Here is an 11,375-nt window from a genome sequence, read left to right on the forward strand (position 1 = left end):
CGCCAGAAACGATTAAGAAACTCACTGCAGCGGGCCATCAAATAATTATCGAAACCGGTGCCGGTGATCACGCATCCTCGCCTGACCGCCTGTTCGTTGAGGCAGGCGCTGAAATCGCGGCAGATGCCAAGGCGACACTGAAAGGTGTGGACCTTCTGTTGAAAGTCCGCCGTCCCAGTGCCGCTGAGTTGAAGTTGGTGCCCAAAGGCGCTGGCGTGGTGGCTTTCTGGAGCCCGCATAGCGACAAGGCGCTGATTGAAGCCGCCGCCAAAGCTGGCGTGGTCGCTTTGTCGATGGAGTTCACCCCCCGCATCACCCGGGCCCAAGCGATGGATGCTTTGTCGTCTCAGGCGAACTTGGCAGGTTATCGCGCCGTGATCGAGGGTGCGGCGCTTTATGGCCGTGGTTTCCCGATGATGATGACGGCGGCTGGAACTGTCGCTGCAGCAAAATGCTTCGTGATGGGCGCAGGCGTTGCCGGCCTTCAGGCGATCGCGACGGCGCGTCGCCTTGGCGCTATTGTGACCTCAACCGACGTGCGGCCTGCCGCCAAGGAACAGGTCGCCTCACTCGGTGCCAAGTTTATCGCGGTCGAGGATGAAGAGTTCAAGGCCGCCGAAACCGCGGCTGGCTATGCCAAGCCCATGAGTGCGGAATATCAGGCCAAGCAGGCAATCCTTGTCGGCGAACATATTGCAAAACAAGACGTCGTTATCACAACGGCCCTGATCCCCGGCCGTCCGGCCCCGGTTTTGGTGACGCCGGAAATGGTTGCCGCCATGAAGCCTGGCAGCGTGATTGTTGATTTGGCGGTGGAACAAGGCGGTAATTGCCCGCTTTCCAAAGCCGATGAATTGGTTGTCACCGAAAATGGTGTGACCATTGCCGGCTTTGCCAATCTGCCCGGTCGATTGGCGGCGGATTCTAGCGCGCTTTATGCGAAGAATTTGCTCAACCTGTTACCGCTCTTGACGGATGCCGAAACCAAGGCGTTTGCCCCCCATTTTGACGACGATATCATTCAGGGCATGCTGCTCACCCGCGATGGCGTGGTCGTGCACCCCTCCCTGACAGCAGCATGAGGATTGAACATGGAAGCCGTTGATCCCACCGTTTTCCGCCTCGCCATTTTCGTGTTGGCGATTTTTGTTGGCTATTACGTGGTGTGGAGCGTGACTCCCGCCCTGCATACGCCTCTGATGGCCGTTACCAACGCCATTTCTTCAGTCGTCGTCGTCGGCGCTTTGATCGCGGCCGCAGCGACGCTGCCAGATGGCGGGGCTGATAGCGCGACTTGGGTGTCGCGTGGCATGGGCGCGCTCGCTGTCGCATTGGCCGCCGTTAACATCTTTGGCGGGTTCCTTGTGACCCAGCGGATGTTGGCGATGTATAAGAAGAAGGAGCGGTCGGCTCCTGGAAAGGGCGGCCACTAAGATGACCCCATCGATTGCAGCCCTTCTCTATCTCGTCTCAGGCGTCTTGTTCATTCTGGCCCTGCGCGGTCTCTCCAGCCCTGAAACCAGTCGTCAAGGCAATACCTACGGCATGGTCGGCATGGCGATTTCGGTCGTCACAACACTCTTGGCGGTCAAGCTTGACGTCACAACCATTGGCCTGATCCTGGCAGCAACCGCCATTGGTGGCGGTGTGGGCGCGGTGCTTGCGCGCAAGATTGCTATGACCAGCATGCCCCAATTGGTGGCAGCCTTTCACTCGCTCGTTGGTCTTGCCGCTGTTCTGATTGCGGGCGCAGCCATGTATAGCCCGGAAGCGTTCAACATTGCGGCTGAAGGCGGCGGCATTAAAACCGCTTCCTTGGTCGAAATGGGCCTCGGCATTGCGATTGGCTCGATCACCTTTACGGGGTCGTTGATCGCGTTTGCGAAGCTAAACGGCAACATGAGCGGCGCGCCAATCATTCTGCCAGCCCGCCATTTGCTCAACATTCTGATCCTTGTCGGCATTATCGCCCTGATCGGGGTATTGATCGCAACCCAAGGCGCAGCACTATGGGCCTTCTGGGCACTGGTGGGCTTGTCCTTCCTATTGGGTGTGACTTTGATTATCCCCATCGGCGGCGCGGATATGCCGGTCGTGGTCTCCATGCTCAACTCTTACTCTGGTTGGGCAGCGGCAGCTTTGGGCTTCACGCTGGAGAATAATGCGCTGATCATCACGGGGGCTCTGGTCGGCTCGTCTGGGGCGATCCTGTCTTACATTATGTGTAAGGGCATGAACCGTAGCTTCATTTCGGTGATCTTGGGCGGCTTTGGTGCGGCCGATGGTGCAGCCGTTGCCGGTGGTAAGGTCGAGACGCGTCCCGTTAAGCAGGGAAGTGCCGAAGATGCAGCCTTCATCATGAAGAATGCCGAGCGTGTGATCATCGTGCCAGGCTATGGCATGGCTGTGGCTCAAGCCCAGCACGCCCTTAAAGAAATGGCTGATAAATTGAAGGCTGAGGGGGTGGAGGTCAAATATGCCATCCATCCAGTCGCAGGCCGGATGCCGGGCCATATGAACGTGCTATTGGCAGAAGCCCAAGTGCCTTATGATGAAGTCTTTGAACTCGAAGACATCAACTCGGAATTTGGTCAGGCCGATGTTGCCTATATCATCGGTGCCAATGACGTCACCAATCCGTCCGCCAAGACCGATCCGCAAAGCCCGATCTTTGGTATGCCGATCTTGGACGTCGAAAAGGCTAAGACGGTTTTGTTCATTAAGCGCGGCATGGGCTCAGGCTATGCGGGCGTTGAGAACGAACTGTTCTTCCGAGACAACACCATGATGTTGTTCGCCGACGCCAAGAAGATGACCGAAGCGATCGTGAAGTTCTTGTGATCAGTGAATTATTAAACTGATCACTTTACTAACAGGGGTTTCTAGGCTCGTCTGAGCGCATTTGAGACCCCCGATGACACCGCAGAAGCTTTCAGATTACCTCGCTAAGCCAGTTGTTCTTGGGGGGTGCCTGGCGTTTGTCTGGCTTGCCAGCTTGATTTCTGCGGTGGCTCTGTCGCCTGCAGCAGATATTGCTTGGCGATACTTTATTGCGGGCGGGATACTCGAGGGCAAAACACTTTACCGAGACGTCATCGACCTCAATCCTCCGCTTTGGTTCTGGGCCGCTATTCCCAGCGTGTGGATTGGCAATGTATTTGGTGCCGGGGCACATATTGTTGCCATGTCGCTGGCACATTTGAGCTGCCTTATCGCATTATGGATGTTTGCCAAAGGTATTGACGGTATTCTATCCAAATCAGAGCGCGGCTTTGCTTTGGTGGGGTTTTTGGTCGCTATCCTGTGGGTGGCGGTTGCCGATGTCGGCCAACGTGAACAATCGGTCTTGATTGCAAGTGTCTTGTGGCTGGTTTTGGCGCTACGGCGTGATGCACAATTGCCCGTATCACTCGGGCTGGCCGTCAGCATCGCGTGCTTTAGCGCTTATGGCTTTGCGCTAAAGCACTATTTTGTTCTCATCCCCCTTGCCGTCGAACTTGTCCTTGCGCTGCGCTTGGGCAAAAAGTGGCGCCCGTTTCGGCCAGAAACCCTTGTTTTGGGAGGATTGGCGATCGGATATGCGCTATTGGTGTTTTTCTTTGCGCAGGATTTTTTGGCAGAGATCGTGCCAGTGGCTGCCCTGTCCTACGATGCGTTTAATGCTTGGACTGGGAAGCCGGCATGGTACGCGATCCTTATGGTCATCGGGCCAGCCCAGTTTCTGTTGGTTCCTTTGGTCCTTATGATACGATTGAGGGATAGAAGGCCGATCATTCTGGGTCTATTTGGGCTATGCTTTCTCTTTTTAATAATCATCATTGGCCAGATGAAGGGGTTTTTCTACCACTACATCGCGCTGAAAGGGGTGAGTATCTTAATCTTGGTCCTTTGGCTTGGTCGAGAGGCACCGATGGCGGCAATAGATAAGTGGTTAGTCCGGCTTGGACTCGTCGGCTTCTTTTTCTCAATGATCATCAGTCCTCTGCAAACTGTCCTTAAAGAAGGCGCGACACCGGTTTCTGGGAATTTGCTTCACTTGATCCGCGCCGAGCCGCCCTCAAACCGCATTATGATCCTATCGACCGTGCCGCAGAACAGCTTTCTTGTTTTGGCGCAGCAAGGGCGCAGCTTTGGTGCCCGCCATTATTCGATGTGGATGGTCCCGGGCCTCATGGTCCAAGGACAGAACCAAAAGACCGCAGATGCAGCCAAGGCACAACTGGCCCGTGTCCGTCGCGAGTATTTAGAAGATATTCAATGCTTCGCACCCACGATTCTGATTTCTCAAAAGGAAAAATTCAAGGGCCAGAAGTCAATCCAGACCGAAGGCATGGCATTTCTACGCGAGGACCCTACGGCTGATCGTTGGATGGCGGATCATTATCGCCTTGAGTCACGCTTGGACGACTTCCAAGTTTGGCGCCAGATGAAACCTATTGGCCAAGGGGCGAATTGCCCATCAAAGAGCCGGTAAACCCAAGGCTTTACGGATAGCTGCTGCAATCTGGGCCGCGGCCCCAAAAGCGGTTTCAGATTGGGCGCCTTGTACCCCGGTGCCGCCTGAGACGATCAAGTCTGCATTCATCCGGCTGGGCCCTGTCCAGCGTTCATAAGCGGGGCGAACGGAAGACAGATATTGTGCGGCAACTGTTTCAGGGGTCCGCCCACGCTCGTGAATGTCGCGCAAGAGACGCCGCAGCAACCGGATATCAGAGGGCGTATCTACAAAGACCTTCAGATCGCACAAATTATAAATGGCACTGTCACATAAGGTGTGCGTGCCCTCCAAGATCACCACGTCGCAGGCAGGTAGTTGGTGGGTAGCTTCACGCCTGCCGTGGATAGTAAAATCATAAATGGGTACATCCACGGCCTCTCCTGCTTTAATCGCCTTGAGATGCTGCTCCAGCAATAGGTGATCGCGCGCATCTGGCGTGTCAAAGTCATAGGTGGCGGGATCAAATCCCGGCAAAGAGCGACTGTCCTTATAATAGTCGTCTTGCGAGACAATCTGCGCTTTCAATGGCCGCAATAGCCCGACCAATTGCGCAGCCGTTGTTGTTTTGCCTGAGCCGGAACCGCCGCTAATCGCGACCAGATAGGGGGAGGATGTCACGCCCTTCATCCAAGGCGGACGGCGGTGCCGCTGGCTGCCACCATCATCATCGTTCCCTGATGGACGCCGCCTTCAAAGTCGATCGACACCCCGACAACAGCGTCAGCGCCCAAAGCTTGCGCCTCAAGCATCAATTCATCAATCGCGACTTGGCGTGCTTCGCGTAGGGTCTTCTCGTAAGCACCACTGCGACCACCGATGACGTCGCGAATACCGGCAAACAAATCGCGAAATACATTGGCCCCAATTACGGCCTCGCCTGCGACGACGCCCAGATAATGGGTAACTTTCCGGCCTTCTACAAAATCAGTCGTGGTTACGATCATCTGACTCTCCCTCGATTGTCTATTTCGACTAAACCGCTTCGGCGAACCTAGTTGCTTTCAGGGTCTTTCAACACCGCAGCAGGCATGGTGCCGACAAATTCTTGCACATTACAGCCATAGCCGGGCTTAAGACGCGCTTCGGCTTGGTTGAGGCCGGAAAAATTCACGATCACCCGCTCGTCCATATAAACAATTTGTGCGCCATCAATCTGAGAGCCAATTTCGATGCGGCATGCTTTCTCGTCACGGTTTTGGACATAAAGGCAGCTACACATTTGTCGGGCGATAAAGCCGGCACCGATCTCGCCGTACTTGCGGGCTTGATAGCCAACCGCCAGCACGATGACGAATATGGCAACAAGGACGATGCCAATGATCGTGGAAAAAGAAGGCAGTTTGCGCACAGGCCATAGAACCTTATAAAGAGAGTCGTTAGAGACCAGCCTAATCCGGTCTGTCCAATTCATCTAGAGGCTTATGATGCGCCGCGCCATGCGTCCCAGCAGAAACTTTCCGACCCTTTCCCGTCCAATCTGGATTGGCCTTGCCGTTTGCGCGGCTGTCGCCGCTGGCTTGGGTACTTATGTGGTTGCTCAAGACGGCCAGAAGGCGCAAATGGCAGCCTATGCCAAGGGCCCTTTGGTGCCTCTGCCGCCCCAGCCAAAGGGCGTGCCTTTTCCAACTGAAGCTTGGCCGAGGGGGCAAGCGCCTGAAGCGGCAGCACGGGTGATCAAGACCCAGTTTGACCAAGCGTTTAACAACTCAGACTCCCCAATGGGTCAGACGCGGGCCGTTATCATTGTTCAAGGCGGACGGGTTGTCGCCGAACGTTATTTAACCGGTTTTGATGAGAAATCGAAGCTGGTTTCTTGGTCCATGGCCAAAAGCGTGACCGCTAGCCTTGTCGGCATCGCCATGCTGGATGGCAAGCTCAAACTCGATCAACCCTTGAATGACCCTTTGTGGGATGATGGCGATCCCCGTCGCGACATCACCATCCGTCAGGCCCTGCATATGAGTGACGGGCTGCGCTGGCGGGAAGATGGCTATGCCGATCCCGTCTCTAACGATGCGGCTAAAATGTTGTTTGGCCCGGGTCGTGAGAACATCGTGGCTTATGTGGCCGATCGCCCGACAGAGTATAAGCCAGGTGAGAAGTGGCGCTATTCCTCTGGCACCACGAATTTGATTTCAGCTGCGGTCGCCCGTGCGGTGTCACCGCGGAACTTGAAGGATCCAACCGGGGCCGAGGGCTACCGTAATTTCATGTATGATCGGCTGTTCCGACCCATTGGCATGAATAATGTAGCCGCAGAATTTGATCTGGCCGGCAATTTCTATGCATCCTCCTTAATGCATGCGACCGCGCAAGACTGGGCCCGCTATGGCCTTCTCCATCTGCGGGACGGGGTTTGGGACGGCAAACGCATTTTGCCAGAGGGCTATGTCGATTTCTTGCGGACGCCAACCACCGCGGAGGGAGCCACATCCTATGGCGCGCATTGGTGGCTGAGCCTGCCTAATAAGCAGGGCACCTTGAAGAATGGCCCCTATGATTCGTTTGAGGCACATGGCTTCCAGGGTCAGTGGATTGGGGTGATTCCCTCCAAGGATTTGGTGATTGTCCGTTTGGGCCTGATGACCGACGAATCAGGCTGGGATACATTGGATGCGTGGCTGCAACCAATTGTGGATGCCTTTCCCGCTGTCACCCGGCCCTAAGGGCCGCTGACACCCCAATAAAGCGACTAGAATTACGAAAATCCTCTTCATCTTCATGAAGAATCCCTAGCGGCTGTCTGGCTGCGTTAATCTCTCCTTAACTGAAAAATACATTTTGCGTGAAATACCCCATTGACCGCCGCACTAAGCCGCATCCACTATATATGGTGTCTTGCTCAGGGGGCGGGCGCAACTTCTAGGCAGAACGCCGAATCATCCCAATCTGCGCAAACATGTGGGTCGCGCGAACGAACTTGTGTGCACCGCCACATTAGGGGCTGTTCAAAGGTTGGGGAATCGGGTGTTCTGGACGGCTGACGGGCCGTGTAACGATTTGGGAGCAGGAAGAATGAACGGGAATGATGCAGCTACCGCTAATGCCATTGAAGCTGTCGCCAGCGCAGCACCGGCACTGGCGCGCCGTGCAGTCCATCGTGGCAAGCCTAAGGCCGTTCAGCTTCGGATCGTAGAAAGCGTCAAAGTCGACCGGTCGCGTGATGCGCTATTGACCGATTTCGGCAAGACCACCTTGGAAGATCGTTATTTGCTGCAAGGCGAAAGCTATCAGGATATGTTTGCCCGCGTCGCGACCGCTTATGCTGACGATATCGCCCACGCCCAGCGCCTCTATGATTATATCTCCAGATTGTGGTTCATGCCCGCAACGCCAGTCCTTTCCAACGGCGGGGCAGAGCGTGGCTTGCCCATCTCGTGCTTCTTGAATTCGGTGGACGACAGCCTCGATGGCATCGTGCAGTCTTGGAACGAAAATGTTTGGCTCGCGTCAAACGGCGGTGGCATCGGTACCTATTGGGGCGGCGTGCGTTCCATCGGTGAAAAGATCGGGGCCAATGGCCACACCAGCGGCATTATCCCTTTCATTCGCGTGATGGATTCCTTGACCTTGGCGATTTCGCAAGGTTCGCTGCGTCGCGGCTCGGCGGCTGTTTATCTCGACGTGCACCATCCTGAGATCGAAGAGTTCCTTGAAATCCGCAAGCCTTCGGGCGATTTCAACCGCAAGAGCTTGAACCTGCATCATGGCATCAACATCACCGACGACTTCATGGAAGCCGTGCGCAGCGATGGTGACTTCGACCTGATTAGCCCCAAGACCAATGAAGTGGTGCGCACGGTTAAGGCGCGCAAAATCTGGCAGAAAATCTTGGATCTGCGCCTGCAAACCGGCGAGCCTTATTTACTGTTCGTCGACACCGTCAACAAAGCCATGCCAGCCCACCAGCGCAAGCTGGGCTTCAAGGTCCGTCAATCAAACCTGTGCAGCGAAATCATGTTGCACACCGGCAAAGATCATTTGGGCAAAGACCGCACAGCCGTCTGCTGTCTCTCCTCGCTCAATGCCGAGACCTATATGGAGTGGAAAGACGATCCAAACTTCATCGAGGACATCTTCCGTTTCCTCGACAATGTGTTGGAAGACTTCATCCAGCGCGCACCCGATGAGATGGAGCGCGCAACCTATTCGGCCTTCCGCGAGCGGTCGGTCGGTTTGGGCATCATGGGCTTGCACTCCTTCTTGCAAGCCCAGGGTGTTCCGTTTGAAAGCGCTATGGCGAAAAGCTGGAACATGCGGATCTTCAAACAAGTCCGCCAAGCAGCAGACGCGGCTTCGGTGAAGCTGGCGCAAGAGCGTGGACCTTGCCCAGACGCGGCCGAACAAGGGGTGATGGCCCGCTTTACCCATAAGCTGGCGATTGCCCCAACCGCTTCGATCTCGATCATTTGCGGTGGCACCAGCGCTGGCATTGAGCCAATCCCAGCCAATATCTACACCCATAAGACCCTTTCGGGCTCGTTCTCGGTCAAGAATCCGTACCTTGAAAAGCTATTGGACACCAAGGGCCTCAATAATGATGCGACTTGGACCTCGATCCTAGAGAATGAAGGTTCGGTCCAGCACCTTGAATGTCTGAACGAGCTGGAGAAGTCGGTCTACAAGACCGCTTTTGAACTAGATCAGCGCTGGGTGATTGAACTGGCAGCTGACCGCACGCCCTATATCTGCCAGGGCCAAAGCCTCAACGTCTTTATTCCGGGCGATGTCGATAAGTGGGACTTGCACATGCTGCATTGGTCGGCTTGGGAAAAGGGTATCAAGAGCCTCTATTACTGCCGCTCCAAGTCCATACAGCGCGCTCAAATCGCGGGCTCAGCCAATAAGGGCGAGGACGTTGTGGATATGGAAAGCAGCGCGCCTACTGATTATGAAGAGTGCTTGGCCTGCCAATAGGCGACTAGCCCTACAGGTCACTATAGCGGGTCTGTCCTTAACGGGTGGGCCCGTTTGCTTGTCCGGCAATCGCGATCTTGTTGATCCGGGCAAACCGCAAGAACGACCCCATCGGAAACTCGGTCCAGCTGCGTTTGGCGGTGTCGAGACCCAAAGTGGCGGCAACATCAAACACATAGTCCTGACAGGCAAAGGTTTTACCATTGTGTGGCCCGATCATGCTGGGCCGTAGGCGATAGCGATTCTCTGTGCGCCAACGACGATCGACTGCTAAGGCTGCTTGATAGCGTGCTTCATCGACACGAACATGCACCTGTAAATGCCGCCACCAGCCATCATCGGCTTTCATCAGGCCCGGCACAAAATCTTGCCCCGTCACCGTGCCCCATGGCAGAATGAGTGCGGCAGCCATCGCCTTGATGGCTTGGATCTGGTCATTGGCATAATAGCCAGCTTCACGTGTGCCAGGCTTTGCTAACGGCGGTGTCTCCGGCCATTCTAGCCATAAATGGCCAATAAAATCGCCCTTCGACGGGGTGGGCTTTGTGGCAATGATTGTTATCGAGCGCCCAGGTACCGTTTTGTCTGACCGAAGATCGACTGACGCGGCCTGAGGCACAGGCTCAATCGGGGCGTAGTAAGACCGCATCCAAGCCGCCACCACAAGGCCAAGATTCAAGAGAACCCAAGCCAAGCAGGCTAGGAGTGTCAATAGAATGAGTTTGCCAGGTCGCGCCGTGATTGCGCCTGCGGGCTTGTTTGTGGCAGTCTCTTGTAATGCGCTATTCAATTCGACCTGCCACGTTAGAGGATGCAGCCTCTATTCAAGCAATCTATGCTCACCATGTCAAAACCGGCACCGGGACTTTTGAACTGGAGCCGCCGGACTTAGCTGAAATCCAAAGTCGCATGACAAAAATTGCAAAACGGGGCAGCCCTTGGCTGGTGGCCTGTAACGACGAGGGACATGCTATTGGCTATGCCTATGCCGGGCCGTTCCGGGAGCGGCCAGCCTATGACTGCACGGTGGAAGACTCCATTTACCTGGCACCAGAAGCGACTGGTTACGGCGTCGGTCGAGCGCTTTTGGCTGAATTGATCGCGCGCTGTACCGAGACCGGCTATACCCAAATGCTGGCTGTCATTGGCGACAGCGGCAATCTCGCTTCCATCGGTCTGCATCGAGCGATGGGGTTTGAGGATGTCGGCGTTCTCCGCGATGTGGGACACAAATTTGGCCGTTACCTTGATGTGGTGATTTTGCAGAAAAGTCTGTGAACAAGTCGCCAGAAACGGGGAATCATTGTTTCGTGTTTCCGCGATGTTGTTAAGCTAGCCTTAACCAAGCTCCGATCTATATATAGGGGCGTACTGCATGAAACACACACGATATAGGGGCAATCAATGGCATTTGGCGATAATGGTACGGGCGTCGGGCTGGTAACACCATCTCATAGTTACAAGCCATTCCGTTATCCTTGGGCCTATGATTTCTGGAAGCGCCAGCAGCAAGTTCACTGGTTGCCTGAAGAAGTGCCATTGGGCGAAGATTGTAAAGACTGGGCGACCCGTCTGAACGATAATGAGCGCAATTTGCTGACCCAGATTTTCCGCTTCTTCACCCAATCCGATGTGGAAGTGAACGACAATTATATGGAGCGTTACGCCCGCGTCTTTAAGCCGACCGAAGTCAAAATGATGCTGTCGGCTTTCTCCAACATCGAGACCGTGCACATCGCCGCTTATGCGCTTCTGCTTGAGACAATCGGCATGCCCGATTCCGAATTCTCGGCCTTCATGGAATATGAGGCGATGCGCGACAAGCATACCTATATGCAGGACTTTGGGGTCGACACCGAAGAAGACGTGTTGCGCACCTTGGCGATGTTTGGTGGCTTCACCGAAGGCCTCCAGCTGTTTGCGTCTTTTGCCATGCTGATGAACTTCCCGCGCTTCAACA

General features: G+C 55.1%; 12 protein-coding genes. 8 read left to right on the plus strand and 4 right to left on the minus strand.

Annotated features, from left to right (window positions below; translation table 11 throughout):
- The 4 genes from ACIQ20_RS14270 to ACIQ20_RS14285 all read left to right on the plus strand — a co-directional run.
- On the plus strand, window positions 1-1,082 hold a 1,082-nt coding region (locus ACIQ20_RS14270; RefSeq protein ID WP_395781419.1), incomplete at its 5' end, for a Re/Si-specific NAD(P)(+) transhydrogenase subunit alpha.
- Window positions 1,083-1,091: 9 nt separating this feature from the next.
- Window positions 1,092-1,433: an NAD(P) transhydrogenase subunit alpha gene (locus tag ACIQ20_RS14275; protein ID WP_395781421.1), complete on the plus strand. Its 342-nt coding sequence runs from the start codon at window positions 1,092-1,094 to the stop codon at window positions 1,431-1,433.
- Between the two features lies 1 nt (window position 1,434).
- Window positions 1,435-2,841 carry an NAD(P)(+) transhydrogenase (Re/Si-specific) subunit beta gene (locus tag ACIQ20_RS14280; RefSeq protein ID WP_395781423.1) on the plus strand — a complete coding sequence of 469 codons (1,407 nt, stop codon included), beginning with the start codon at window positions 1,435-1,437 and terminating at the stop codon, window positions 2,839-2,841.
- 73 nt (window positions 2,842-2,914) lie between these two features.
- The gene (locus ACIQ20_RS14285; RefSeq protein ID WP_395781425.1) at window positions 2,915-4,474 is read left to right on the plus strand and encodes a hypothetical protein; all 1,560 of its coding nucleotides are present in this window, start codon (window positions 2,915-2,917) and stop codon (window positions 4,472-4,474) included.
- Here ACIQ20_RS14285 and udk read toward each other — a convergent pair.
- From udk to ACIQ20_RS14300, 3 genes are read right to left on the minus strand one after another with little or no spacing between them, the layout of a single operon-like run.
- Window positions 4,460-5,116 (minus strand): uridine kinase, encoded by a 657-nt coding sequence (gene udk, locus ACIQ20_RS14290; protein ID WP_395781427.1) that lies wholly within the window; start codon window positions 5,114-5,116, stop codon window positions 4,460-4,462. The two genes, ACIQ20_RS14285 and udk, sit on opposite strands and share 15 nt — an antisense overlap.
- A 5-nt stretch (window positions 5,117-5,121) precedes the next feature.
- Window positions 5,122-5,442 carry a heavy metal-binding domain-containing protein gene (locus ACIQ20_RS14295; protein ID WP_395781429.1) on the minus strand — a complete coding sequence of 107 codons (321 nt, stop codon included), beginning with the start codon at window positions 5,440-5,442 and terminating at the stop codon, window positions 5,122-5,124.
- 47 nt (window positions 5,443-5,489) lie between these two features.
- Complete coding sequence (locus tag ACIQ20_RS14300; protein WP_395781431.1) at window positions 5,490-5,846, minus strand: hypothetical protein; 357 nt, start codon at window positions 5,844-5,846, stop codon at window positions 5,490-5,492.
- 88 nt (window positions 5,847-5,934) lie between these two features.
- Here ACIQ20_RS14300 and ACIQ20_RS14305 point away from each other — a divergent pair, with 88 nt between their 5' ends.
- Window positions 5,935-7,164, plus strand: coding sequence for a serine hydrolase domain-containing protein (locus ACIQ20_RS14305; protein WP_395781433.1), 1,230 nt, complete (start codon window positions 5,935-5,937; stop codon window positions 7,162-7,164).
- Window positions 7,165-7,513: 349 nt separating this feature from the next.
- Window positions 7,514-9,415 carry a ribonucleoside-diphosphate reductase subunit alpha gene (locus ACIQ20_RS14310; RefSeq protein ID WP_395781435.1) on the plus strand — a complete coding sequence of 634 codons (1,902 nt, stop codon included), beginning with the start codon at window positions 7,514-7,516 and terminating at the stop codon, window positions 9,413-9,415.
- 37 nt (window positions 9,416-9,452) lie between these two features.
- Here the strand turns inward: ACIQ20_RS14310 and ACIQ20_RS14315 are convergent, their stop codons facing one another.
- On the minus strand, window positions 9,453-10,205 hold the full coding sequence (locus tag ACIQ20_RS14315) for a hypothetical protein (RefSeq protein WP_395781437.1): 753 nt from the start codon (window positions 10,203-10,205) through the stop codon (window positions 9,453-9,455).
- On the opposite strand from ACIQ20_RS14315, the gene ACIQ20_RS14320 reads away from it, so the two are divergent.
- A complete protein-coding gene (locus ACIQ20_RS14320; RefSeq protein ID WP_395781439.1) occupies window positions 10,193-10,693 on the plus strand; it encodes a GNAT family N-acetyltransferase in 501 nt (166 codons plus the stop codon). The two genes, ACIQ20_RS14315 and ACIQ20_RS14320, sit on opposite strands and share 13 nt — an antisense overlap.
- A gap of 126 nt (window positions 10,694-10,819) precedes the next feature.
- Window positions 10,820-11,375, plus strand: a 556-nt coding sequence (locus tag ACIQ20_RS14325) for a ribonucleotide-diphosphate reductase subunit beta (RefSeq protein WP_395781441.1), incomplete at its 3' end; no start/stop codon positions are given.

The organism is Aquidulcibacter sp., from assembly GCF_044346625.1.
GTDB lineage: Bacteria > Pseudomonadota > Alphaproteobacteria > Caulobacterales > Aquidulcibacteraceae > Aquidulcibacter.

What these genes read in the sequence shown, in the direction of transcription:
- ACIQ20_RS14275 (WP_395781421.1), top strand. Translation starts at nt 1,092, where the DNA reads ATGGAAGCCGTTGATCCCACCGTTTTCCGCCTCGCCATTTTCGTGTTG.
- ACIQ20_RS14280 (WP_395781423.1), top strand. Translation starts at nt 1,435, where the DNA reads ATGACCCCATCGATTGCAGCCCTTCTCTATCTCGTCTCAGGCGTCTTG.
- ACIQ20_RS14310 (WP_395781435.1), top strand. Translation starts at nt 7,514, where the DNA reads ATGAACGGGAATGATGCAGCTACCGCTAATGCCATTGAAGCTGTCGCC.
- ACIQ20_RS14305 (WP_395781433.1), top strand. Translation starts at nt 5,935, where the DNA reads ATGCGTCCCAGCAGAAACTTTCCGACCCTTTCCCGTCCAATCTGGATT.
- ACIQ20_RS14295 (WP_395781429.1), bottom strand. Translation starts at nt 5,442, where the DNA reads ATGATCGTAACCACGACTGATTTTGTAGAAGGCCGGAAAGTTACCCAT.
- ACIQ20_RS14320 (WP_395781439.1), top strand. Translation starts at nt 10,193, where the DNA reads ATGCGCTATTCAATTCGACCTGCCACGTTAGAGGATGCAGCCTCTATT.
- ACIQ20_RS14285 (WP_395781425.1), top strand. Translation starts at nt 2,915, where the DNA reads ATGACACCGCAGAAGCTTTCAGATTACCTCGCTAAGCCAGTTGTTCTT.